The sequence below is a fragment of the Pseudomonas sp. COW5 genome (assembly GCF_026240005.1).
Classification (GTDB): domain Bacteria; phylum Pseudomonadota; class Gammaproteobacteria; order Pseudomonadales; family Pseudomonadaceae; genus Aquipseudomonas; species Aquipseudomonas kribbensis.
Genome location: NZ_JAPHVP010000001.1, coordinates 5,260,089 through 5,284,661, shown reverse-complemented (window position 1 = coordinate 5,284,661; position 24,573 = coordinate 5,260,089). Strand labels below are relative to the sequence as shown.

The following is a 24,573-nucleotide window of genomic DNA, read 5'->3' as shown; positions in this document are numbered from 1 at the left end:
AGCCTCAGTGCATCAGCGTCTGCAGGTTGAACGGATAGCGGTACGAGGCCGGGCGGCCCTTCGCCGACATCTTGTGAAAGTGCACGCCGTAATCCGGCGACGTGCCCATGGCCAGCATTCGGCGGGCATGATCCTTGTCGATCAATTGCAGCAAGGGAATCTGCCGGTCGCGGCCACCGTAGCGGTTCAGGTCGACGCCCTGCGCATGATCGTGCACTTCCACCAGCGCCCAGCCTCCCAGGGTGAAATGACCGCCGAGCAATGCGCTCAAGCGTCCGTCGATCATGGCCTGCAACGCCGCAGGCGAGGTATTGACCGCACTGAACAGCACGTCTTTGCCCGGCACTTTCCCGATCTCGGAAACCGCTCGCATCGCACCGAAGGCCATTTCGTCGTTGGCCGCCCACACCAATGACACCTTGGGGTAACGAACCAGCAACTGCCGGGCCTGCTCGTAAGCGCGCTGCTGTGTCCAGCCGCCGTAGACCAGTTGCCGCAAACGGACTTCAGGATGTTCGGCCAGCGCCCGCTGCATGCCTTGCTCGCGCAACTGCGACGACGGCGTGATCTTCAGGCCGGAGAACGCCAGCAATTCAATGCTGGCGCCGGGGGCCACCGGTGGATGCAGGCGGATCAGCTCCTTCATCAACAGGTAACCGCCCTCTTCGTCATTGGGCACGAGGCTGCCGATGCGGTCGGCCCGGTCCCCGACCAGCGCTTGCTGATTGGGGGTCAGGGCAGCATTGACGATAAACAGCTTCACCCCGCTCTGGTTGGCCATGCGCAGGATCTGCGGCGCGATGTATTGCTCGTTGGCGAACATCAGATAATCGGGGCGATCAGGGCCCTGCAGGGCTACCCGGGCCTGGGCCAGGGTCATCTCGGGCTGGCGCTGGGAATAGAGGATGCGCAGATCGACACCCAGGTCTCGCGCGGCAGCCTGCATGAATTGCGAGTAGCTGACCCAGAAAGCTTCGTCGGTGGCACCCGGATTCAGAAACAGCACAGACTCTGCCCGCGCGCCGGCTCCAAAGGCCAGGCCCAGCACAAGCAGACTGATGTGGAGAAACTTGAACATGAAACATCCGGGCCCGGGGGAAAATGGCCGCGCATTATAGCCATTCAATCGCCGGCCATTAGCGCCTGATCCCGCTTTTTGTCCGACAATCGTCGGAAGCGGGCCCGGAGGGGTCGTTTTACTGATGACTGACCCAGAACACCGCTGTGCCCACGACCAGAATGATCAGGAACAGAATGGCCCACGCATCGACACTGCTATCGCTTTTCCTTGCCTTGGTTGGATTGCTCATTGCATCGCCTCTTGTCGGTTTTATCGGTGATTGCAGAAAGACTCGACCACAGTTAAGACGATGATTGTCCGCACGACAAATGTGGGTTAGTTGACACCCGTTCTCGTTAGGCGATTTGGTTCTTTACATATACTCAAACATCACTTTTGCGCATAACTGCAAACGGGTATATTGCCCCGGCTCCATTAGGGAGTGCGCGGCCGTGCGCGCGTAATTGCCGAGGCACCATCGGACTCCAGCAAGCGAAAACGCAGCGTTTTCCGAGTAGCCCAAAGCCTGAGAACAGGACTTATATGTACGTATACGACGAGTACGATCAGCGGATCATCGAGGACCGCGTCAAGCAGTTCCGTGATCAGACCCGACGCTATCTGGCAGGTGAGCTGAGCGAAGAAGAATTCCGCCCCCTGCGCCTGCAAAATGGCCTGTACATCCAGCGTTTCGCGCCGATGTTGCGGGTGGCGGTGCCTTACGGCCAGCTGACCTCGCGTCAGATGCGCATGATGGCCAAGATTGCCCGCGACTACGACAAGGGCTACGCCCACATCAGTACTCGCCAGAACGTGCAGTTCAACTGGCCGGCGGTCGAAGACATCCCGGACATCCTCGCCGAGCTGGCCACCGTGCAGATGCACGCGATCCAGACCAGCGGCAACTGCCTGCGCAACGTCACCACCGACCAGTTCGCCGGTGTCGCGGCCGACGAGTTGATCGACCCGCGTCCGTGGTGCGAAATCGTCCGTCAATGGACCACGTTCCACCCGGAATTCGCCTACCTGCCGCGCAAGTTCAAGATCGCCGTCAACGGTTCGACCTCCGACCGTGCGGCCATCGAAGTCCACGACATCGGTCTCGAGCCGGTGCACAACGCCGCTGGCGAACTCGGTTTCCGCGTGCTGGTTGGCGGTGGTCTGGGTCGTACTCCGGTTGTTGGTGCATTCATCAACGAGTTCCTGCCATGGCAGGACCTGTTGAGCTACCTCGACGCCATTCTGCGGGTCTACAACCGCTACGGCCGTCGTGACAACAAATACAAGGCGCGGATCAAGATCCTCGTCAAGGCGCTGACTCCGGAAGTCTTCGCCCAGAAAGTCGATGCCGAGATGGAACACCTGCGCGGCGGCCAGACCACCCTGACTGAAGCCGAAGTGCATCGCGTCGCCAAACACTTCGTCGACCCGGACTACAAGGCGCTGGAAAACCAGACCGCCGAACTGGCCGCCCTCGACAAGGAACACCCGGGCTTCGCCCGCTGGCGCACCCGCAACACCCTGGCGCACAAGAAGCCGGGTTATGTGGCCGTCACCCTGTCCCTGAAGCCGACCGGTGTTGCACCGGGCGACATCACCGACAAACAGCTCGACGCCGTCGCCGATCTGGCGGACCGTTACAGCTACGGTCAACTGCGCACGTCCCACGAACAGAACATCATCCTCGCCGACGTCGAGCAGAGCCAGTTGTTCACCCTGTGGGGCGAGTTGCGTGAAGGCGGTTTCGCGACGCCGAACATCGGCCTGCTGACCGACATCATCTGCTGCCCTGGCGGTGATTTCTGCTCTCTGGCCAACGCCAAGTCGATCCCGATCGCCGAATCGATCCAGCGCCGTTTCGACGACCTGGACTACCTGTTCGACATCGGTGAGCTGGACCTGAACATCTCGGGCTGCATGAACGCCTGCGGTCACCACCACGTCGGCCACATCGGCATCCTCGGTGTGGACAAGAAAGGTGAAGAGTTTTACCAGGTCTCCCTCGGCGGCAGCGCCAGCCGTGATGCGAGCCTGGGCAAGATCCTCGGCCCGTCGTTCGCCCAGGACGACATGCCGGATGTGATCTCCAAGCTGATCGACGTGTACGTGGAACAGCGCACCGAAGACGAGCGCTTCATCGACACCTACCAGCGTATTGGCATCGACCTCTTCAAGGAACGCGTCTATGCAGCGAATCATTAAGAACAACGAGGTCGTCGACGAAACCTGGCACCTGCTGCCCAAGGATTTCAACATCGACGAAATCAGCAACTGCGACGACCTGATCGTCCCGTTGCAGCTGTGGCGTGAACACGCCCGCATGCTCAAGGCCCGCGACGGTGGTCTGGGTGTGTGGCTGGACGCTGACGAAGAAGCCGAGGAAATCGGTGACGACGTGGATCAGTTCCAGGTCATCGCCCTGAACTTCCCGGCGTTTACCGATGGCCGCAACTACTCCAACGCCCGCCTGCTGCGTGACCGTTACGGTTTCAAAGGTGAATTGCGGGCGATTGGCGACGTGCTGCGCGATCAGCTGTTCTACATGCGCCGCTGCGGTTTCGATGCCTTCGCCCTGCGCGCGGACAAAGACCCGTACGACGCCCTTGAAAGCCTCAAGGACTTCTCGGTGACCTATCAGGCCGCCACTGACGAACCGCTGCCGCTGTTCCGTCGCCGGTAAATCCTCGAGTCGTACTCAAAAAAAACGCCGGTCATTCGACCGGCGTTTTTTTATGCCCGTTTTACCAGAAACGTTGCTGGGTCAACCGGCTCCACCAGCTCAACAGCAGACGGTCCACCGAACCGCTGGCCGCCATGCCGATACGTTCCTGCAGGCTTTTGCGCTCGGCATAGTGCAGGTGATAGACCTCGGATTTTTTCGCCCGGTCCGCCAGGTATTCGTCACTGGTCTTGAGTTCGTCCACCAGTTGTTTTTCCAGCGCCGCGAGGCCAAGCCAGACTTCACCGGTGGCGACTTCGTCGATCGCCAACTGCGGGCGATAACGGGCGACAAAGTTCTTGAACAACTGATGGGTGATGTCCAGGTCTTCCTGGAATTTCTCCCGGCCCTTCTCGGTGTTTTCGCCGAACACGGTCAGGGTACGTTTGTATTCGCCGGCGGTCAGCACTTCGAAGTCGATATCATGCTTTTTCAGCAGGCGGTTGACGTTCGGCAACTGCGCGACTACGCCGATGGAGCCGAGAATCGCGAATGGCGCGCTGATGATCTTCTCGCCGATGCACGCCATCATGTAGCCGCCGCTGGCCGCCACCTTGTCGATGCACACGGTCAACGGCACGCCGGCCTCACGGATACGCGCCAGTTGCGACGAGGCCAGACCGTAGCTGTGCACCATGCCGCCACCGCTTTCCAGACGGAGGACGACTTCGTCCTTCGGTGTGGCCAGGGTCAGCAAGGCAGTGATTTCATGACGCAGGCTCTCGGTAGCGGACGCCTTGATGTCGCCATCGAAATCCAGCACGAACACCCGGGGTTTGCTTTCGGGATGCTTTTTCTGTTTTTTCTCAGATTTGGCTTCGCCCTTGCGCAGAGCCTTGAGCTGATCCTTGTCGAGAAGGCTTTGCTCCAGGCGCTCACGCAAGCCTTTATAGAAATCGTTGAGCTTGCTGACCTGCAGCTGACCCGCGGCTTTACGCCGGCCCTTGCTGCGCAATGCAGCGAAACTGGCCAGCACCACCAGAATGGCGATGACCAGTGTGACGGTTTTGGCCAGGAAACTGGCGTATTCAGTCAAAAACTCCACAGTGACTCCTTCAAACGATGCGCCATTGCTTGCCAGGCGCGGAATGCTTCCAGCATACCCATGCACCGCCTCGTCGGCCAGCCGTGAAACCTCTGGAAACAGCCCTGTAACGGGCATTTCAAACAAGCGTATGTTTTTTCATTGACAGCTCTCCATCATCCCCATAACCTCGCCACAACCTTCAACGTACCGGGATGACGCGGACGTGGGCAGCATCTACTTGATTCGACATGGCCAGGCCTCCTTCGGTGCAGACGACTATGACGTCCTGTCGCCGACGGGTGTGCGCCAGGCAGAGATCCTCGGCCGCCACCTCGCCGAACTCGGCGTCAGCTTCGACCGTTGCCTGTCAGGTGATCTGCGCCGCCAGCAGCACACGGCCAACAGCGCACTGGAACAGTTCGCCGGTGCCGGTCTGCCGGTTCCTGCTCTGGAAATCGATTCAGCCTTCAACGAATTCGACGCCGACGCCGTGATCCGCGCCCTGCTGCCGGCCATGCTGCCCGAAGAACCCGAAGCACTGGACATCCTGCGTAACGCCGCACAGAACCGTGGCGAGTTCCAGCGCATCTTCGCCCTGATCATCGAACGCTGGCTGGCCGGCACCTACGACACGCCCGGCCTGGAAAGCTGGCTGGGGTTCGTCGAACGGGTCCAGGCCGGTCTGAACCGTATTCTCGATCAGGCCGACAACACCCAGAAAATCGCGGTGTTCACCTCCGGTGGCACCATCACCGCCCTGCTCCACCTGATCACGCAAATGCCTGCCCGACAGGCCTTTGAACTGAACTGGCAAATCGTCAACACCTCGCTCAACCAGCTGAAGTTCCGCGGTCGCGAGGTGGCTCTGGCTTCCTTCAACAGTCATGCACACCTGCAACTGCTGAAGGCCCCGGAACTCATCACTTTTCGCTGAGTCCGGATTACTGTGACCCTGCTGCAATCAACCAAAAAGGATCGAACCATGACCTCCGTAGCTGATGCCGTAAAAGCAATGCAAGCCAAGTTCAACCCAGCCGCTGCTGCCGGCCTGGATCTGGTCTTCGGTTTCAACATCACTGACGAAGACAAGCAATACGCTCTGATCGTCAAAGACGGCACTTGCGACATCCAGGAAGGCGAGAACGCCGACGCCAACTGCACACTGGTGCTGGACAGCGAAACCCTGAAAGGCATCGTCAGCGGCGAAACCGACGGCATGCAGGCCTTCATGGGCGGCAAACTGCGCGTTGAAGGCGACATGATGCTGTCGATGAAACTGTCCGAGCTGTTCCCGGCGTAAGTCGCAGGCAAGCCAAAAAAAATCCCGCCTTGATGGCGGGATTTTTCGTTTCAGCGTCATTGGATGCCAGCGGCGTCCAGCTCCTTGAAGACCTCACGATCGGCGATTTGGGTCTCACTGTCGGGGTACATCAACTGGACGTTGCCCCCGGGGATGATTTCACCTGTTTGCCCATCACGGGCGAAGGTGATGACATACCGCTCCCCCTGATACTTCAAGTAAATATTGTAATAATCCTTCGGTTTATCCGGCGCTGCGAATGCGCTGTAGCGATAACGAACTCGCGGAACCAGCATCGGCCAGGTATTGCCGAGCGAGTCGCCATTGACCGCCGGATCAGCCGCTTCGAGCGCCACAATGGCAGCCGCTACCACTTCATCGTTGTCGCTCGACTTGAAAGGCAATGGGCGGTTACGCAACATGGTTACGGTGCTTGCCTTACCCTCGACAACATCACGACGGTACAGGTCGTTACGAAACCATTTTGTTGCATCAAAACGGTTTTCTTCCGGGCTCCAGTCGCCGTAATACATCATTACTTTCTCGCTCATCGCATCTTCCCTTGTGTGCAGATACAAACCCATTGCACTAAAAACCAGCAAAAAAGCCGCTATCACGCCAACGCGCGTGCGAAAACTAACAGTCATGGTTGTGCCAACTGCCCCTTTTTAAACTTTAGTTGCTGCTTCGGCGGCCCCAAAGGCGTGCTGCCTGAACGAACCTTTCCGACAGCGCCGTAATCGTCCAGCGGAAATTTCATGTTCTTTTCGTTCTTCGCTCGACTGTCCGCATGCAACAACAGCTTTTTATCGTTTTCGCTCGCCTGCTCCGGCGGCTGGACCGGGGCCGACTCGCCCGGGAGTGCCAGGGTATCGTCCTTTTTGGACAATCTGTATTCAGCAAGACGTCGTTCATAACCGCGCTGCCTGATCCTGAATGCCGATTTGGCTTTGGCATCCGACGCCACACGTTCGCGCGCTCCATCCAGGCCGTCGCGATCTTTTTCACTGCCATACGTCTGGTCATAAAGACTGCGGCGTGGGTAGGCATGAATGGTTGCCCCCGTAGCATCGGCAAGTTTCTGCGCAAGGCTGAGTTCGTAATGTTCCTGACCTTCGCTGACCAGCGCCGTCTCATCCACCCCCAATCCGGTTCGGCAAGCATAAGAAAAGATGTTGGCGCCCAGAGCAAAGGCCTCAGGCTTCAGCTGACTGGCCTGGGCTGGCCCAAAGCGATAGGTAGCGTCCTTGCCTTCGATTTCATAACCGAACTCGATATTGAACACCACGCCATGGGCAAAAATGTCGAGCTGTTTGATCTCGCGCTTTTCTTCGACCCGCTTGTTTATAAAGGCAACCAGTGCGTCGGCGGAATCGATCTCCAAGTATTCGGCTTTGTATTTGTTGACGACAAGCTCTTTGAGCGTCGCGCGCATTTTGGGATCGTACTCGGCTGTAAACAACAGAAAGAAGGTTTTGTCCGCAGCGCCCTTTTTAATGCCCAGATAGTCTCTCAACTGCCCGACACCCTGGTTGATGAAGCTCATCTTGTTGCCGTAATTTCCGCGAAACTCGGTCCAGCGACTGATGTGATAGGAGCCTACCACCGTCACATAATCGTATTTGAGCGTTCCCGTGACCTGAGTAGTTCCGTGCTGGTCGCTGGTCTGTCCCTGCTTTTTCTTCGGTGGTGGCACGTTCAACTTTCCTTAGTAATCAATGCCCAGGGCATCCAGGTGAGCGGCGGCTTCCTTGCCCCATTGCACGACAATCGATGTCGGATCGGCTGTGAATACCCGTGCCGCGTTACCGTGATTGTCGGTGTGGCCGACCAGACGCTGACCATCGCCGGTTTCAATGCAATAGAGCATGTCGGGAATGGCTTCGCCGGTCCCTTCGTCCACCAATTGGAATCGTTCACTGTGCTTGGGTACGGTAATGATTGGCGTGAAAGGAGCGGAGCCGACCTGAGTGCCAACGAACACATCGCCGGAACCGGTAATGATCATCCCGCCATGAGCGGTGGCACTGCCGAGAAAGGCGATGGGCTTGCCATTGATCAGGATGTTGCCGATGCCTTCGGTGACCGTATCACCACACGCCGTGGTGTCGCCGACACGCAACACGGGCATGCCGTTGATGTTCACATCAGGTGAGCCACTGGTGCTGGGGTTGGTACCGTGGCCAGTGACCGGACAGGCATTGAGATCGCTCAGGCGCGCGGCAGGCTTTGCCATCGTTTACTTCCGTGTAAGGGCTGGGGACGCGAAATTTACCGGATATGTTCAATTGATGAAAGGCTGCTCTCCGGCACGGCCTGCACCCTCGTGACCGTTGTCACAAACGAAGCGGCCAGCAACTCCCGTGTATAGGGATGCTGCGCCGAACGGAACAATTCGGCCGTTTCCCCACGCTCGACGACCTCACCGTCCTTCATCACAATCAGGTCGTGGGCCAGTGCCCGCACCACCGCCAGGTCATGGCTGATGAACAGATACGTCAGACCGTGTTCCTCCTGTAACCGGCGCAACAGCGCGACGATCTGTTTCTGTACGGTGCGATCCAGTGCCGAAGTGGGCTCGTCCAGCAGGATCAGATCCGGCTTGAGCACCAGCGCCCGGGCGATGGCGATGCGTTGCCGCTGCCCGCCGGAAAACTCGTGGGGATAGCGATGACGTGTCGCCGGGTCGAGGCCCACGTCCCGCAAGACATCGATCACGGCCTGCTCGCGTTCCTGCACATTCAAGTCACTGTGAACCTGCAAACCCTCGGCGATAATCTGCTCCACGCACAAGCGCGGACTGAGACTGCCGAACGGGTCCTGAAACACCACTTGCAGGCGTTTGCGCAATGGTCGCAGTTGTTTGCCGCTCAGATGTTCCAGCGTTTCCCCCTCGAAACGGATACTGCCCTCGGCATCGATCAGGCGCAGGATCGCCTGTCCGAGGGTGGATTTTCCCGAACCGGATTCACCGACGATTCCCAGGGTCCGTCCACGTTGCAGGCTCAGGTCAATGCCATTGACCGCGTGCAGCCAGGACTTGCGGCGCAACCAGCCACCACCGAGCCGGAAGCGCACATTGAGATCGCGCACTTGCAGCAGATCCTCCGCACTGACCCTGTGCAGCGCCACGCCGCCGGGTTCGGCATTGAGCAACTCGATACTGTAGGGATGCTGCGGCGCCCGGAATAACTGCTCGCAAGTCGCTTGCTCGACGATCTCGCCCGCGCGCATCACCGCAACACGCTGGGCAATCGTGCGTACAAGGTTCAAGTCATGACTGATGATCAGCAGCGCCATGCCCAGTCGTTGTTGCAGGTCCTTGAGTAACAGCAGGATCTTGCGTTGCACGGTAACGTCGAGGGCAGTGGTCGGCTCATCAGCGATCAGCAGTTGCGGTTCGCAAGCCAGCGCCATGGCGATCATCACCCGTTGCCGTTGCCCACCGGAAAGCTGATGGGGGTAAGCCTTCAAGCGTTCATGGGGGCGTTGAATGCCCACCAGCTCCAGCAACTCCAGAATCCGTTCCCGCGCCGCAGCCCCGGCCAGGCCTTTATGCAACGCAAGGCTTTCACCCAGTTGCCGCTCGATGCTGTGCAGCGGGTTCAGCGAACTCATCGGCTCCTGAAAGATCATCGCAATCCGGTTGCCGCGCAATTGCCGCAGATAACGCTCATGCACGCCGAGCAACTCTTCACCCCCATAGCGGATGCTGCCTTCGATCTGCGTGATGTTCGGATCGAGCAGTTGCAGGATGCTGTGGGCCGTCACCGACTTGCCGGAACCGGACTCGCCCACCAGCGCCAGGCATTCACCCGGACGGATGTCGAGGTCGATGCCGTGGACCACTTCCTGGCCTTTGAAGGCAACCCGCAGGTCGCGTATTTCGATCAAATGTTCACGCATATCAAGTCCTCGGGTCGAAGGCATCACGGCAGGCTTCGCCGATGAAGACGAGCAATGAAAGAATCAGCGCCAGCGCAAAGAACGCCGTCAGGCCCAGCCACGGCGCTTGCAGATTGGTCTTGCCCTGACCGATCAACTCACCCAGCGAAGCACTGCCCGCCGGCATGCCGAAGCCGAGAAAGTCCAGTGCCGACAAGGTCGCAATCGCCCCGGTAAGAATGAACGGCAGGTACGTCAGCGTCGCGCTCATGGCGTTGGGCAGGATGTGCCGCACGATCACCTGCGCATCGCCGACACCCAGCGCCCGCGCGGCTTTCACGTACTCCAGACCTCGACTGCGCAGGAACTCGGCACGCACCACGTCCACCAGGCTCAGCCAGGAAAACAGCGCCATGATCCCCAGCAGCCACCAGAAATTCGGCTCGACGAATCCGGACAGAATGATCAGCAGATACAGCACCGGCAGCCCCGACCAGACCTCCAATAAACGCTGCCCGACCAGATCGACCCAACCGCCGTAATAACCCTGCAAGGCACCGGCGGCGATTCCGATCAGCGCACTGGTGGCGGTCAATGCCAAGGCAAACAGCAACGACACCCGCGTACCGAAGATCACCCGCGCCAGCACATCCCGCGCCTGATCATCGGTGCCCAGCCAGTTCTCGCCGGAGGGCGGGCTCGGTGCCGGTTCCGTGAGGTCGTAATTGACCGTGTCGAAACTGAACGGGATTGGCGCAAACCATATGCGGCCGCCCTGCCCCTCGATCAGCTCGCGCACCTGGGCACTGCGATAGTCAGGCTGGAACGGCAGCTCGCCGCCGAAATCCTGCTCGGTATAACGCTTGAAGGCCGGGAAATACCATTCGCCCTGATACGTCACCAACAGCGGTTTGTCGTTGGCGACCAGTTCACCTCCAAGGCTCAATCCGAAGAGTGCGAGAAACAGCCACAATGACCACCAGCCGCGTCGGTGAGTCTTGAACCGCGCCCAGCGGCGCTGCCCGATGGGAGAAAGTGTCAGCATCAGGCGGCCCTCGCCGTAAAGTCGATACGCGGATCGACCAGCGTGTAGCACAGGTCGCCCAGCAGTTTTATCAAGAGCCCGAACAGGGTGAAGATGAACAGCGAACCGAACACCACGGGGTAATCCCGCGACACCGCCGCTTCGTAGCTCAGGCGCCCGAGACCATCGAGGGAAAAAATCACCTCGATCAGCAGCGAGCCACCGAAGAACACCGTCACCAGTGCCTGGGGCAACCCGGCGACCACCAGCAGCATCGCGTTGCGAAACACATGCCCATACAACACTTGCCGCTCGCTCAGCCCCTTGGCCCGAGCCGTGACCACATACAGCCGCGAGATCTCGTTGAGAAAACTGTTCTTGGTGAGGATCGTCAGGGTCGCGAAACCGCCGATCACCAACGCGCAGACCGGCAGCGCCAGATGCCAGAAGTAGTCCGCGACTTTGCCCCACGGCGTCAGCTCGGCGAAGTTATCCGAAACCAGACCCCGCACCGGAAACCAGTCCAGCGCCGTACCGCCGGCAAACACCACGATCAACAGCAGCGCAAACAGAAACCCCGGCATCGCATAACCGATGATGATCGCCGCGCTGCTCCAGACATCGAATACCGAACCGTTGTGCACGGCCTTGCGGATGCCCAGCGGGATCGACACCAGATAGGTGATCAACGTCGCCCACAACCCCAGCGACAAGGTCACCGGCAATTTCTGCCAGATCAATTCCGTCACCGTCGCGCCACGAAAGAAACTCTTGCCGAAATCCAGTTGTGCGTAGCTCTTGAGCATCAGCCACAAGCGCTCGCTGGCGGGTTTGTCGAAGCCGTACTGGCGCTCGATATCGGCCACCAGTTTCGGGTCCAGGCCACGGGTCGCACGGGACTCGCCGCCAATGGTTTCGACATGACTTGCGCCCACTGCTCCGCCGACGCCGATCCCCTGCAATCGGGCGATGGCCTGCTCCACCGGTCCACCGGGCGCGGCCTGCACGATCACGAAGTTCACCAGCAGGATCGCCAGCAGGGTCGGCACGATCAGCAGCAGACGCCGCAGGCTATAACCCCACATGGGCGAACTCCTTTTGCTGTTTTTGTACCTGTGTGGCGGTCAACGCCGTGGGGCTGATTTCCCACCAGGTATCCAGGCCTGCGTCGTACAGCGGCGCAATCGCCGGCCGGCCGAAGCGGTTCCACCACACCGTGGAAATACCCGGCGGGTAATAGTTGGGAATCCAGTAGTAGCCCCACTGCAGCACCCGATCCAGCGCCCGGGCATGGTGTAAAAGACTCTCACGGCTGTCGGCCTGCACCACGCCTTCGAGCAACGCATCCACCGCCGGATCACGCAGCACCATGTAGTTGTTGGAGCCCGGATCATCGGCACCGTCGGAGCCGAAGTAGTTGAACATTTCACGACCCGGCGCCTGACTCACCGGATAACCGACGACGATCATGTCGTAGTCGCGACTGCGCACGCGATTGGTGTATTGCGCGGTGTCGACCTGACGGATATCGAAGCCGATGCCGATCTGCGCCAGGTTGCGTTTGAACGGCAGCAGCAGGCGCTCGAAGCCTTTCTGGCCGTTGAGAAAAGTGAATTGCAGCGGCTCGCCGGCAGCGTTGACCAGTTGATCGCCCCGGGGTTTCCAGCCGGCGGCCGCCAGCAGTTTCAACGCCTGCAACTGTTGCGCACGGATGTTGCCGCTGCCGTCGGTGCGGGGCGCTTCGAACACCTGGCTGAACACTTCATCGGGGATCTTGCCGCGCCAGGGTTCGAGGATTTTCAGCTCTTCGGCGTCCGGCAATTCAGTGGCCGACAGTGCGCTATGGGAAAAGTAACTGCGCTGGCGCAGGTACATGCTGCGCATCATCTGCCGGTTGCTCCATTCGAAATCCCAGAGCATGGCAATCGCCTGCCGCACCCGGCGATCCTGAAACATCGGCTTCTGCAGGTTGAACACGAAACCCTGAGCCCCTTGAGCCGCGCCGGGTGCGAGGTGTTCACGCAACAATTTGCCCTGCTCCAGCGCCGCGCCGGCATAACCGATGGTGTAACTAGTGGCGGAGAATTCGCGGTTGTAATCGAAGCCGCCGGCCTTGAGCACTTGTCGCGATACGTCGGTGTCGGCGAAGAACTCCACACTCAACTGATCGAAGTTGTAGAGCCCGCGGGTGACCGGCAAATCCTTGCCCCACCAGTTCTTGACCCGTTGAAATTTCACACTGCGACCAGCATCCACTGCGCTCACCCGATAAGGACCGCTGCCGGGCGGAAGCTCGAAACCGGCGCCTTCGGCAAAGTCCCGGGTGCGCCACCAGTGCTCTGGTAAAACAGGCAGTACCGCCAGGTCCAGCGGCAAGGTACGGCTGTCGTTGTTCTTGAACACGAAGCGCACCTGGGTTGGCGACTCGACCTGGACCTCGGCGACATCGCGAAACTGCTGCCGGTATTTCAGGCTGCCCTTGGTGACGAGCAGTTCAAAGGTGTAGCGCACGTCCTCGGCGGTGATCGGCGTACCGTCTTCAAAACGCGCTTGCGGATTGAGATAGAAACGTACCCAACGCCGATCCGCATCCAGCTCCATCCGCTGCGCCACCAGACCGTAGACGCTGTAAGGCTCGTCCTTGCTGCGATAAGCCAGCGGCGCATAAAGCCAGCCGTCGAGTTCGGCGACGCCGGTGCCCTTATCGATGTAGGGAATCAGGTGATCGAACGGACCGCTTTCCAGCGAAGAACGCCGCAGGCTGCCGCCCTTGGGCGCATCGGGATTGGCGTAGGCCAGGTGTTGGAAATCCGCAGCGTACTTCGGCGCTTCGCCGTAGACCGTGAGGGCATGCTGAGGCTGCGCAAATATCGCAGGGCTCAGCAGAAGACATACGCCCAGCAAAGTGAGTCTGGAAAACATGGGCAGATCCTTTAACCGCGTGCCTGCCTGATTGTGTTGTGCAACAGGCGGGCACTTTTTATAGGGCCGGTTTTAGAACGATGGGTTACTAAAACCGGCCATGTCTGGGCATTCTCAGAACTTGTAGTTGAGCCGCGTGAATAGCGTGCGCCCGAACGGGTCGCCGTATTTCGGGTCGTAGCCGCTCTGAAAGGTGTAGGTCTGGTTACTGAATGGCGGCTCGCGATCGAACAGGTTTTTCACCCCCAGCGTCACCGCCAGAGTCTTGCGCCAGGTGTAAGTGCCGGCCACGTCCCAGACGTTGTAGGAGCCAACGTAGTCGTGGGTCTCCCGGTCCGAGTCGTGATAACCGCTGGTGTAGCGGTTGGTCAGGCTCGCGCCGAACGGGCCGTAATTCCAGCTGCCGGTCAGGCTGTGACGCCAGCGGGCCACCGCGCCGGCCGACGCGAAGTCACCCCCGCGAAAATCTCCGAGTTTGTCGATGAAATCGCCCTTGAGCTGCTGCTGATACTCATAACGGCTGACATAGGTGCCTTGCAGGCCGATGCCGAAATCACCGTAGGACGTGCTCGGCAGGCGATAGTCGAAGCTCACGTCGACGCCGTTGGTCTTGATCTTGCCGAGGTTGGCCAGGCCGGTGACGACGTGATCGATGGAGCCGTCAGGCTTGCGGATCAAGCGTTCCGGATACAGTTCCGGGTTCTCGAACACCGCCGACTCGGGGAACTCGGCGATCTGGTTGGCGATGCTGATCCACCAGAAATCCAGCACGGTGGTCAGGCGATCGAACGGCTGATAAACGAAACCGACGGTCACGTTGCGCGCGGTTTCCGGGCTCAGGTCCGTGTTGCCGCCCGTGGTCCGGTTGAACTGCTGGGCGCAGTCGCGGTTGGCGATCCCGCCGTTGCTCGGATTGCCGCCGGCACACAGGCGCGGGTCGTTGTAGTTGGCGTTGGTGAAGGTGGTGAAATTCGGGTTATAGAGTTCATACAGCGACGGTGCGCGGAAACCTTCGCTGTAAGCGCCGCGAACCACCAGCTCCTTGAACGGCTGGAAACGGAACGAGTATTTCGGGTTGGTCGTGCTGCCGAAATCGCTGTACTTGTCATGCCGCAGGGCAGCGGACAACTCCAGGCTGTCGAGCACCGGCACATTGACCTCGGCATATTGCGCCGAGACGCTGCGATCCCCTGACACGCTGCCGTTGGGGTCCACGCCGAGGCTCTGCACATCACCGGCAAACGCGGCGAAATCCTGATGGAAGTCTTCCTTGCGGTACTCGCCGCCCAGCGCCAATGCCGATGGACCGGCACCGAACCAGTCGCCGATCTCGCGGCTGACACGACCGTCAATCGCCTTCACCCGGCCCACGGCAGTTGCGTAATCACCGTCCACCGCGTTGGCGGCCAGCAATGCCGAACCGGCAACCGTCTGCGGCCCGAACGGGTTGATCACGCCATTGGCGATCCCCTGGCTGACGGCGCGGTCGTTCACGTAACCACTGCGGATCGTGTTGACCACTTTGTTCTGGTTGTACGAAGCACCAAGGTTGTAATCCCACCCAACCAGCGTGCCGTCGAAACTCAGCAGCAGGCGCTGACCGGTGTTGTCGTCTTCGTGGCGGCGGGCGCCGACCGCCGTTTCACGCCAGTTCACGTCCACCGGTTGCGTCGGATCAAGGGCAAAGCCGCTCGGCCCGGGGGTGATGCCGTTGCCCGGATAAAACGCCGTGCCGGGATTGACCTGATTACCCATCAGGGTGCCGGGACCGATCTGGGTGCGGTTTTCATTGCGTGCCCAGAAGTATTCGAGGCTGACGTTATGGTCGTCCGACAGCTTGCCGGTGGCTTTGGCGAAGGCCGAGGTCTTCTCGGTTTCCGGCACCAGATCCAGGTAATTCCAAAGGCTCTGGCGGCAGATGCCATTGCGTGACAGCAGCCCCGGTGCATTGCAACCGGAACCGGCCAACGGGTTGGTAGCGTTGCTGCCCTGGCTCCAGTTGGCCGGTGATGCCGTGCCGGAGGTGTAATCGAGCCCTCGCCCCGGCTGGTAGTTGTAGGTGTAACCACGATCTTCAGCGGCCAGCCGTTGCTGTTTGTCGTAACTCACGACACCGAAGACGTTGAAGCGATCGTCCTGCAAATCACCGAATCCCCAACTGCCACTGAAATTACGACTTTCACCGCCGCCGGAATGAGTCGGCGTGTCGTAGTTGGTGCTGATCTGACCTTCGGTGAGGCTGGTCTTGGTGATGAAGTTGATTACCCCGCCAATGGCATCGGTGCCGTACAGCGCCGAGGCACCATCACGCAGCACCTCCACCCGGTCGATGGCGGCGAACGGAATGGTGTTGAGATCCACACCGGAGCCATTGATGGCGTTGGTCGCGTTGTTGCTCAAGCGGCGCCCGTTGAGCAGCACCAGGGTCTTGTTCGGGCCGATACCGCGCAGGTCGGCATAAGACGCCCCGCCACTGCTCGAACCCACCGAACGCCCTGAACCTACGGACGACTGGTTGGCAGAGATCCGGTTGACCAGCTCTTCTGTGGTCGTCACACCTTGCTTCTGCAATTCTTCCACCCGAAGGATGGTGACCGGTACCGCCGTTTCGGCGTCGACCCGACGGATCGCGGTGCCGGTGACTTCGACCCGTTGCAGTTGAGTGGTCGGTTCTGTAGTACTGCTTTCGGCAGCTATCGCCGGCAGTGTGTTGATCGCCAGCAGCAAGGCCGCGCTCAACGGGGATTTAACGGGTGAAAATCGAATCATGAACAGCCATCCCTGCGTTTTGGTTTATGCAGGGATGTGCGATGGCATGAAGGGATTTATAGGGCGCGGTTTAGACCGTTGGGTGATGAGGTTATGCAAATCGATAAGCCAACTCATTAACTCAAAACCATCTCCTTGAGCAAACGGGTATCAAGCCCGAACCGCTCCTGTGAGACCATCCTGAACTGCCCCTCCGCCAAATCGCAGCTCACCAGCAGGTTCCACGAATGCCGGGTTGCCGCCGAGGGAATCAGTACAAACGGGTGCTCGGCCAGCAACGCGTCGGCAAACAATTGCTGATTGGGTGAAGGCTGTGCAGGGCTCAGCCAGTAAGGGTTCGGCACCTCTTCGGGCTGCACGATTTTTACCTTCGCATTGTTGATGACTTCGAAACACGTCAAAACATAAGGCTCGCGGTCCAGAGCATCGAAACTATGGTTGGCTGCCACCTCGAGAATGGCCGACGACGGATCGACGGATGCATACACGACGCGTCGTCCGGGAATGTTCCATCGACCTCCTCTCATCTTTGACCCCATCCCGCTATCCCACGTTCTTCCATAAACCTCGCGATCAAGCCGCCATGCATACCAATGTTTGTCCCACGGCAAGGGGTTCATGGGTAAACCCCGTAGATCAGCTGCACCAGATACTGCTCCACCATCTGAAAACCCAATGGATGCAGGGTCAATTCCAGCGGCACATGGCCGTGAAAATAGGTAGAGGGTTTCTGCATCCAGTCCTCCGCCCGTGGTTGCCCCCCGAAGGCCCGAATGGCCAGCTCCAGCACCAATGCATATTGGTAGGCGATGACGCTCTGCTGTGGGTCAAGCCGTATCGGTTCATCTTCTTTCAGCAGTCGCCGGATCGTTCTGACCGACTTGCCAGTGATGAGTTTGACCACGTCGCCTTGCTGGTAAAGCCCGGAGGTTGAAAGCATGTCGACGACGTCTTTCAACTCAAAGCCTTCATTCGTAAGGTGAACGATCATCATGGCGTCATCACCGATGTTCCGGCCATGTACGAGCAATTCGACAGGTTTGCCCGCGACCTTCTTCAAACCCGTCAACCGGGGTACCTTTGCACTGGGCAACGCGACGTCCTCCATGGGGCATCTGGCACGATCAGCGCGCCATTGATGGCAGGTGGAATAAGCAGGCGTTTCGTATTCGAGGTGTGCAGTACGCATGATCCATCCATTATCAGAGGCCTGAACGTCCAGGCCGTTTACGACTTCAATGTCACAGCCGATGCTATAGATCACGCTTCCGACGACCAACCTGAAAAAGTCGTCGGAAATATCCCCGTTTTCACGCAAAACCCGCTTGTTTCCGTAGGACGTTCCCGAAGCAGATGCTTAACCTCCGAAGTGATAACTCACATCCAGCCACCACTGCCGCCCATACGGGTCGTAGTTGCCGGTGGGGTAATACGGCCAGCCGGCCGAGTCGTCATGCTTGACCTGATTGAGCACATTGTTCACGGTCAATCCGACACTCGCCCGGTCATTCAAGCGATAGCGCGCACTGGCATTGAACACCGTCCATGGCGACAGGCGCCCGTCACCCGCGCCGTTGGTGACGGAGCCATACCGAATGCCCATCAGGGTCGCCGTGGCCTTCTGATAATCCCAGGTTAGGCTGGCGTTGACCTTGCTGCGCCAGTCGTAGTTGCTGCGCGAAGTGCGCAAGTCCTGGGTCGGGGCTTCGTCCGATTCCTTGTAGAAATGCGAGAGCACCAGGGTGTATCCCAACGCCGAACTGAACGCTCCGTACTGCCCGGCGCCCCAGCGAATGTTGCTCTTGAAGTCCAGACCGCTGACCCGCTCGCTGGCGGCGTTGATCGCATTGACCCGCACTCGCTGCAACTGGTTTGGATCAATGGCGGCATTACCGGGATTACGATCGACGCGTGCCAGGGTGGACTGACAGTTGGCCGAGTTGATGTCCTGAGTGCCGTTGCGGCATTCGTTCTCTTCCTGCAACAGGCGGTTTTCGTCGACGGTGGTCAGCAGGTCGTCGATTTCCACGCGCCAGAAATCGGTGGAGAAATCGAAATTGCGCGACGGCGACCAGACAAACCCGTACGTCCAGGATTTTCCGCGTTCGGATGCCAGATCCGCTGTGCCGCTCTGGGTGTAGTCGACCCGCCCGCGATCACAGGCGCCCTCCACGCCCTGGCTGCAACCGTAGTAGTCGATCTGCGCCGGGTAGTAGCCGTTGCTGTCGGACTGGTAGATGTAGTTCAGGTCCGGCGCACGGAAACTGGTGCCGTAACTGCCGCGCAGCAACAGGCTGGTGATCGGGCGCCATTCCAGGCCGAGGTTGTAGGTTTTCTGCTGCTCGGTGCGGCCGCTGAATTTGTATTGGTCCCAGCGCCCCGCCGCTGTCGCCAGCACGGTGTCGGTGACCGGAATGCTGAACTCACCGCCCGCTGCGTATCGCTTGCGCGAACCGCCAGAGCTTTGCGCCGGGGTCACGCCATAAAAACTGCCATCGTTGAGACTGTCGTCCGGGTCGATGCGGTATTCCTGTTTGCCGGCTTCCAGTACGCCGGCAAATCCGACCGGGCCGGCTGGCAGGTCAAACAGATCGCCATTGACCGAGGCGTTGTAACTGGTGGACACCGACTTGCTGCTCTGGGTCAGGTCACCACGAAACTGCTGCCATTCCTGCGGTGTGAGCGGTCGATCAAGACGTGAAGCATCAGGAGAGAACACCGGGTAACCGCCGCGTGTGCCGAGCTGCGGGCCGAGGTAAAAGTCCTGGATCGACGACAGCGGCGTATAGCGTGTGGTGCGCACGCTTTTATATTCCGAGCGATTGGCCGCCAGATCATAGTGCCAGCCAGTGTCGGCGATCTTGTCCGACAGCCCGAGGGTTCCTGTCCATGACGTATCGCGCCACTTGCTGTTGTTACTGGTGCGCCCGCCGATTTCCTCTTCACCGAAACGCCGATACCAACGCTCCAGATTGCCGCTGTTCTGGTTGATGAAGTCCGGCGACGTGAAGGTCGGGCCACGGGTGTTGTTCTGGATGTGATCGAGGCCGTACATCAAGTCGGCGAACACCTGACCGCTGTCGCTGAAATGCCAGGTGCCACGGGTGTAGCCGTCGTAGTTTTCCTTTTGCGTCTGGATCGTCCAGTAATCGTTGTACATCTGGTCGGTGCGGCAGCGCCCGCCATTGTTGAACAACTTGTTGTCGAACGTGCCTTGATAAGCGCCGCAGCCCGGCCCCAGGTATCGGTTATTGCTCAGGTCGCGACGATAACCGACATCCGCCAGCGGCCCGCTCTGCATGAAGCCTCGGTCATCGGCCCAGATCGGATCGCGATTGGTCAGCTCAAGCCCGAACAGGCCGTCGAAGTCACCCCAACTGCCGCCGCCGCTGATCTGCAACCGCTGATTGTCACCGCCACCGCGCTCGCTGGTGCCACCCTTGAGGTTGACGTCGACGCCATTCATTTTGTCCTTGAGGATGATGTTCACCACCCCGGCAATCGCATCCGAACCGTAGATCGCCGAGGCGCCGCTGCTGAGGATTTCGATGCGGTCGATGATCGCCGAGGGAATGTTCGCCAGGTTGGTGAAGTTGACCTTGCCGTCGTACGGCGTCGGGTAATCGGCGACCCGTCGCCCATTGATCAGCACCAGTGTGTGGTTGGGACCCAGGCCGCGCAGGTTGAGGGCGCTGGCGGCCGGTTGCCAGGTGTTGCCGTAGTCTTCGCCCTGGGTCATGCCGGTGTTCTGGGTTTGCGTGGCGAGGGCGTCGTAGACGTTCTTGTAGCCCCGCGCTTCCATTTCTTCGTGGGTGATGACGTTGACCGGCGTCGCGCCATCGGACTGCGCCCGGGCGATCCGCGAGCCGGTGACAGTGACCTTTTCCATGCGGTAATCGGCGCTGCTGGCGGGCACCACGGCGGCAGCCTTGACCGGTGCGGCGCCTGGCGCGTCGGCCTGGCGAATGCTCAGGCCTTGAGTGCCCTGCTCCACTTGCAGACCGCTGCCGAGCAACGCCTTCTCCACCGCCTGCCGGCCGCCTAACGCACCGTGCACCGCACTGCTGCGCTTGCCCTGAACCAGATTCTGACTGAAGGAAATCGGCACGCCGGTCTGGCGCGAAATATCCAGCAGCACCTCGTCGAGCGCACCCGGGGCGATGTCGAAAGTGAACACCTGAGGGGCGGCGTCTTGCGCCAGAACGGCCGAAGGCACGATGCCCATCGCCAGCGCGGCGGCCAGCGTCAGACGGGTTGATTGTTGTTTGAATGAGAACATCGAGGGGCTTCCCTGTTGAAGGCGTCTGCAGGGAATGAGCAGCGGGCCGGCGCTTTTTATAGGGTGGCGGATAGACCGGGAAGTTATGGTTTTATAACCGCGCTTCGATGCTGACCCAGTACAAGTTGTGCCAGGTCACGCGGATCGGCAGCGAGCGTTCGAGCAGCTGCAATGTTCGGTCGCTGTCGTCTAGCGGATAGAGGCCGCTGAGACGCAGACCGGCAACTTCGGGGCTCAGGTGCAAGATGCCGCGACGGTAACTGCGCAGGCTGTCGATGACCTCGCTCAGAGGACGGTCGCGCACTTCGAGACGTCCCTGAACCCACGCACTTTCCTGTCCCTTGCTGCGTTCCAGAGCGAGGATTTCACGTTCGTTGAACAACAGGCTTTCGCCCGCCTCCACCACTTGCCGCGCGCCGCCGGCAGTGACCACTTCGACTTGCGAATGCAGCATCACCAGCCGCGTCGAATCCTCAGCGCGCTGCACCAGGAATTTCGTACCGAGGGCGCGCATCCGCCCGTGTCCGGTTTCGACCACAAAAGGCCGGGCCGGATTTTTCGCCACATCGACCAGCAGTTCACCGCTGCGCAGGGCCAGCAGACGCTCTGCGCTGTCGAATCGCGGCACCACGCGGCTGCGGGCGTTCAGCATCAGGGTGCTGCCATCTTCCAGCGTGAATTCACGTCGCTCGCCTGTTCCGGTCGACAATTCGCCGTCCTCGGGCAACCAGCCATAACGTCGCCCGAGCAACCCGGCCAGCACCGCAAGGCCGAGCACGCTCAGGCTACCGCTGATGAATCGACGACGGCTGCTGGAGGGCGCATTCAGGCTGTGCAGCACACTCTCGCGGGGCAGCCCGCGCAGGTTCGCATGGCGCAACAGGCTCAGCCCGCCGCCCATTTGCTCGATGATCTGCTGATGCCGTGGATCCGCTGCACGCCAGGCGTCGAAGGCTGCGCGCTCTTGCAGGCTGACATCCCCCGATTGCAACAACGCCATCCATTGCGCTGCCTCATCGATCAGCGTTTCGTCCGGTCTCATGCCTGCATCGCCTGATAGCAACGTTTGAAGGCTTCGACCATGTACTGCTGCACCCGACTGGTGGAGACGCCGAGGCGTTCGCCGATTTCGCTGTAGGTCAGGCCATCGAGCTGATGGTAGAGAAACGCAGCCTTGGCCTTTGCTGACAAGCCATTGAGCAGGCGATCCACCGCCAGCAGCGCTTCAATCACCAGTTCCCTTTCCTCCGGCGACGGATGCACTGGCTCCGGCGCCAACGCCAGGCTTTGCAGATAGGCACGCTCCAGATCCTGTCGGCGCCAGCCCTCGTAGACCAAACGCCGGGCGATCGTGGTCAGCAGTGCGCGAGGTTCGCGAATGGCCAGCGGGTCAGGCAATGCCAGCACCCGCAGAAAGGTTTCCGAGGCAATGTCCTGTGCGCTGTGCGGGCAGCCGAGGGTACGGCTGACTGCGGCGCACAACCATCGGTAGTCCTTTTGGAACATTTGCCCGATGACCTGGTAATGCGGGTTGTGACTCCCCATGCCTTACTCCCTGAAAACGGGCTCCACCCGCTGCGAAAATCCATGGATACGCCGGGATCGTCCGGCGTTGATCAGGGCTGCGACTGTGCAATAGCGTCGCGGACATTTGAAGTAATAAAAAATCAGGATATGCAAACCATTGAGCATAAGACGCTTTGTCGCCACGGCAACATTGGCTGACACAACGTTGATCTCGATCAGTGGCGCCCGCCACGCCACTCTCTAACCTTGCGCCTCCATCGATAGCCACGGACGGCTCACCGGAGCCTGCGGCTGACCTTTCAAGGAAGAGCAATCATGCGATCACTCAACATCATTCTTTTGTCTTCGGCGTTCAACGGTCTGACCCAACGTGCCTGGCTGGAGCTGCGTCAGGCCGGCCATTCGCCGAGCGTGGTGCTGTTCACCGATGAAGCCGCCGTGTGCGAGCAGATCGAAAACAGCGGCGCTGATCTCGTGATCTGTCCGTTCCTCAAGGATCGTGTCCCCCATGCGCTGTGGAGCAATCCGCAACGTCCGGTGGTGATCATTCACCCCGGCATCGTCGGTGATCGCGGCGCCAGCGCGCTGGACTGGGCGATCATGCGCGAGCTGCCAACCTGGGGCGTAACCGCGCTGCAAGCGGTGGAAGAAATGGACGCCGGCCCGGTCTGGGCCACCTGCGAATTCAACCTGCCGGCAGGCCTGCGTAAATCCGAGTTGTACAACGGCCGGGTCAGTGACGCGGCGATTCGCTGCATCCGCGAAGTGGTGGAAAAATTCATCGACGGCTTCGTCCCGACGCCTCTGGATTACACCGATCCCAAGGTTCGCGGCTGCCTGCAACCGAACATGAAACAGGACGACCGCACCTTCAGCTGGCACGACTGCTCGCGCTTCATCAAACGCTGCATCGATGCGGCGGACGGCCAGCCCGGCGTGCTCGCCAGCCTCGCCGGCGGCCAGTATTACGTGTACGACGCGCACCTCGATCAGCGCACCGGCATCCCCGGCGAGATTCTTGCGGTACACGACGATGCGGTGCTGGTGGCGACCGGTGATCACAGCCTGTGGATCGGCTCACTGCGACGCAAACCGCAACCGGGCGAAGAAACCTTCAAGCGTCCGGCGCGGCATGTGCTGGCCGGGCAATTGGCCGATGTACCGGTGCTGGACTGGTCGATCGCCAACGCACCATTCAGCGATGAGGCGTATCAGCCGATCCGCTATCGCGAGTCCGGGCGAGTAGGCGAGCTGACGCTGGAGTTCTACAACGGCGCCATGAGCACCGAGCAGTGCCAACGCATGGTCGAAGCTCTGCGCTGGGCCAAGTCCCGCGACACCCAGGTGTTGCTGGTCAAGGGCGGGCGCGGCAGCTTTTCCAACGGTGTGCATTTGAATGTGATTCAGGCTGCCGAAGATCCGGGCGCCGAAGCCTGGGCCAATATCCAGGCCATCGATGATGTCTGCGCAGAGTTGCTCAGTGCACGGCAACTGGTAGTCAGCGGGGTCACCGGCAATGCCGGCGCCGGTGGTGTGATGCTCGCCCTGGCGGCTGACATCGTGTTCGCCCGCGCCGACATCGTGCTCAACCCGCATTACAAAAGCATGGGCCTGTACGGCTCGGAATACTGGACCTACAGCCTGCCCCGCGCCGTCGGCCCGGCCATGGCCGAACAATTGACCCAGGCCTGCCTGCCGGTCAGCGCTGCCCAGGCGTTGCAACTGGGCATGGTCCAGGAAATCGGTCCGCGTTGCCCGGACGAGTTTGGTTTGTGGTTGCTGCAACGGGCCAATTCGGTACTGACCGATCCGACGTATGCGGCGGTGCGTGAACGCAAGCTGCGGATCGATCATGAGCTGATCCGCCAATGCCGCGAAACCGAGCTGCAAGAGATGCAGGAAGACATGCTCTACAACCGCAATCAGTTTGCCGAGAAGTGCCGCAATTTCGTGTACAAGCGCAAGACTTGCTGCACGCCGGCGCGGTTGGTGGAGGATTGGGCGCGGGTGCGTGAGGCTGAATTAGCTGGTTGATCGGTGGCGTCTGCTTTCCCCTCACCC

20 protein-coding genes are annotated in these 24,573 nt (G+C 60.0%); 5 read left to right on the top strand and 15 right to left on the bottom strand.

Annotation, left to right across the window (positions count from 1 at the left end):
• Positions 1 to 4: 4 nt before the first annotated feature.
• Positions 5 to 1,078, bottom strand: coding sequence for an ABC transporter substrate-binding protein (locus tag OQ248_RS24170; RefSeq protein WP_248740626.1), 1,074 nt, complete (start codon positions 1,076 to 1,078; stop codon positions 5 to 7).
• A 525-nt stretch (positions 1,079 to 1,603) separates the two neighbouring features.
• Here OQ248_RS24170 and OQ248_RS24165 point away from each other — a divergent pair.
• Positions 1,604 to 3,262, top strand: a complete 1,659-nt coding sequence (locus OQ248_RS24165) for a nitrite/sulfite reductase (protein ID WP_265814293.1) — start codon at positions 1,604 to 1,606, stop codon at positions 3,260 to 3,262.
• A complete protein-coding gene (locus tag OQ248_RS24160) occupies positions 3,246 to 3,740 on the top strand; it encodes a DUF934 domain-containing protein (RefSeq protein ID WP_085730747.1) in 495 nt (164 codons plus the stop codon). The genes OQ248_RS24165 and OQ248_RS24160 overlap by 17 nt, the downstream gene beginning before the upstream one ends.
• A 61-nt stretch (positions 3,741 to 3,801) precedes the next feature.
• Here the strand turns inward: OQ248_RS24160 and sohB are convergent, their stop codons facing one another.
• Entirely contained in the window at positions 3,802 to 4,824 is a 1,023-nt protein-coding gene (gene sohB / locus OQ248_RS24155) for a protease SohB (RefSeq protein WP_085710096.1), read from the bottom strand.
• A 205-nt stretch (positions 4,825 to 5,029) separates the two neighbouring features.
• Here sohB and OQ248_RS24150 point away from each other — a divergent pair, with 205 nt between their 5' ends.
• Together OQ248_RS24150 and OQ248_RS24145 are read left to right on the top strand one after the other, a co-directional pair.
• Positions 5,030 to 5,740: a histidine phosphatase family protein gene (locus OQ248_RS24150; protein WP_265814291.1), complete on the top strand. Its 711-nt coding sequence runs from the start codon at positions 5,030 to 5,032 to the stop codon at positions 5,738 to 5,740.
• A 48-nt stretch (positions 5,741 to 5,788) separates the two neighbouring features.
• A complete protein-coding gene (locus OQ248_RS24145) occupies positions 5,789 to 6,106 on the top strand; it encodes an SCP2 sterol-binding domain-containing protein (RefSeq protein WP_114883460.1) in 318 nt (105 codons plus the stop codon).
• A 56-nt stretch (positions 6,107 to 6,162) separates the two neighbouring features.
• Here OQ248_RS24145 and OQ248_RS24140 read toward each other — a convergent pair whose 3' ends face one another.
• The 13 genes from OQ248_RS24140 to OQ248_RS24080 form a co-directional block, all read right to left on the bottom strand.
• Complete coding sequence (locus tag OQ248_RS24140) at positions 6,163 to 6,753, bottom strand: hypothetical protein (RefSeq protein WP_265814290.1); 591 nt, start codon at positions 6,751 to 6,753, stop codon at positions 6,163 to 6,165.
• A complete protein-coding gene (locus tag OQ248_RS24135) occupies positions 6,750 to 7,802 on the bottom strand; it encodes a hypothetical protein (protein ID WP_265814289.1) in 1,053 nt (350 codons plus the stop codon). Before OQ248_RS24135 ends, OQ248_RS24140 begins: the two co-directional genes overlap by 4 nt.
• A gap of 12 nt (positions 7,803 to 7,814) precedes the next feature.
• Positions 7,815 to 8,342 carry a PAAR domain-containing protein gene (locus OQ248_RS24130; protein WP_134826519.1) on the bottom strand — a complete coding sequence of 176 codons (528 nt, stop codon included), beginning with the start codon at positions 8,340 to 8,342 and terminating at the stop codon, positions 7,815 to 7,817.
• A gap of 35 nt (positions 8,343 to 8,377) precedes the next feature.
• Positions 8,378 to 10,012 carry an ABC transporter ATP-binding protein gene (locus OQ248_RS24125; RefSeq protein ID WP_265814288.1) on the bottom strand — a complete coding sequence of 545 codons (1,635 nt, stop codon included), beginning with the start codon at positions 10,010 to 10,012 and terminating at the stop codon, positions 8,378 to 8,380.
• A 1-nt stretch (position 10,013) separates the two neighbouring features.
• Positions 10,014 to 11,036, bottom strand: coding sequence for an ABC transporter permease (locus OQ248_RS24120; RefSeq protein WP_265814287.1), 1,023 nt, complete (start codon positions 11,034 to 11,036; stop codon positions 10,014 to 10,016).
• On the bottom strand, positions 11,036 to 12,100 hold the full coding sequence (yejB, locus tag OQ248_RS24115; protein WP_265814286.1) for a microcin C ABC transporter permease YejB: 1,065 nt from the start codon (positions 12,098 to 12,100) through the stop codon (positions 11,036 to 11,038). Before yejB ends, OQ248_RS24120 begins: the two co-directional genes overlap by 1 nt.
• Entirely contained in the window at positions 12,087 to 13,937 is a 1,851-nt protein-coding gene (locus OQ248_RS24110) for an extracellular solute-binding protein (RefSeq protein ID WP_265814285.1), read from the bottom strand. The genes yejB and OQ248_RS24110 overlap by 14 nt, the downstream gene beginning before the upstream one ends.
• Positions 13,938 to 14,051: 114 nt before the next feature.
• Positions 14,052 to 16,706 carry a TonB-dependent receptor gene (locus OQ248_RS24105; RefSeq protein ID WP_265814284.1) on the bottom strand — a complete coding sequence of 885 codons (2,655 nt, stop codon included), beginning with the start codon at positions 16,704 to 16,706 and terminating at the stop codon, positions 14,052 to 14,054.
• 116 nt (positions 16,707 to 16,822) lie between these two features.
• On the bottom strand, positions 16,823 to 17,326 hold the full coding sequence (locus tag OQ248_RS24100) for an RES family NAD+ phosphorylase (RefSeq protein WP_119428384.1): 504 nt from the start codon (positions 17,324 to 17,326) through the stop codon (positions 16,823 to 16,825).
• Complete coding sequence (locus OQ248_RS24095) at positions 17,323 to 17,814, bottom strand: MbcA/ParS/Xre antitoxin family protein (RefSeq protein ID WP_248742166.1); 492 nt, start codon at positions 17,812 to 17,814, stop codon at positions 17,323 to 17,325. The genes OQ248_RS24100 and OQ248_RS24095 overlap by 4 nt, the downstream gene beginning before the upstream one ends.
• 249 nt (positions 17,815 to 18,063) lie before the next feature.
• Positions 18,064 to 20,985, bottom strand: coding sequence for a TonB-dependent receptor (locus OQ248_RS24090; protein ID WP_265814283.1), 2,922 nt, complete (start codon positions 20,983 to 20,985; stop codon positions 18,064 to 18,066).
• 91 nt (positions 20,986 to 21,076) lie between these two features.
• Entirely contained in the window at positions 21,077 to 22,027 is a 951-nt protein-coding gene (locus tag OQ248_RS24085; protein ID WP_265814282.1) for a FecR family protein, read from the bottom strand.
• Complete coding sequence (locus OQ248_RS24080; protein WP_265814280.1) at positions 22,024 to 22,530, bottom strand: sigma-70 family RNA polymerase sigma factor; 507 nt, start codon at positions 22,528 to 22,530, stop codon at positions 22,024 to 22,026. Before OQ248_RS24080 ends, OQ248_RS24085 begins: the two co-directional genes overlap by 4 nt.
• A 297-nt stretch (positions 22,531 to 22,827) precedes the next feature.
• On the opposite strand from OQ248_RS24080, the gene OQ248_RS24075 reads away from it, so the two are divergent.
• Positions 22,828 to 24,546: a hydrogenase maturation protein gene (locus OQ248_RS24075; protein ID WP_265814279.1), complete on the top strand. Its 1,719-nt coding sequence runs from the start codon at positions 22,828 to 22,830 to the stop codon at positions 24,544 to 24,546.
• Positions 24,547 to 24,573 lie beyond the last annotated feature (27 nt).